Consider the following 687-nt stretch of genomic DNA (forward strand, 5'->3'; position numbering starts at 1 on the left):
CCTTGTCCGGGCTTTTGCCGCAGCGCCCGTCCGATGGCCTGGACGATGTCGACCGGCGACCCCTTCGGGTCGAGGAGGGCGACGGAGTCCACGGCCCGGATGTCGACGCCTTCACCCAGGACCCGGCAGTTGGACAGCACAGCCCGTCCCGCGCGCCGGCCGAAGTCGGCGAGGACCTGGCGGCGGTGGTCGGGCTCGTGCTCCCCGCACAGCCAGTTGGCCCACACCCGCTCGGGGTACCGCTCCGAGTCCGCCGCATGGAGCCGCTTCGCGACCCTCCCCAGCCCGCCGGCGAACGCATGGGCGCGCTCCAGGCAGCGCTCCTGGAGACCATGGCCGAGCACCGGCTGCAGACCACGATCACCTTCCACCACCGCACCGTCGAAGCGGCCGCGTTCGCCGCGGACGTCCTCGTCCCGCTTCTCCGGCCCCGACAACCTGGCCGGGGTGACGACCGGGTCCCTCAGTTCTACGACCACGATCTGGTACCGGGCCAGGAGCCCCCGCGAGACGGCCGACGCAAGCGACAGCTCATAGACGACAGGCCCGAAGACCTTGGGATCGTCCATGGAACAGGCCATCTCCTGCGGCAGCGGATCACGCAGGTTCTCGAAGCCGGCCTGCCGCTCCGTCCAGGAGGGCCGCGGCGGGCGTTCTTTCCAGATGCGGGGTGTGGCGGTCATGTAG

The 687-nt window shown here is 71.0% G+C and carries 1 protein-coding gene; it reads right to left on the reverse strand.

What is annotated here, in order from left to right; genetic code table 11:
- A partial coding sequence (locus EAO73_RS35350) for a helicase-related protein (RefSeq protein WP_263576324.1) occupies window positions 1-687 on the reverse strand: 687 nt, incomplete at both ends.

The organism is Streptomyces sp. col6 (assembly GCF_008042035.1).
In the GTDB taxonomy this organism is placed as follows: Bacteria; Actinomycetota; Actinomycetes; order Streptomycetales; family Streptomycetaceae; genus Streptomyces.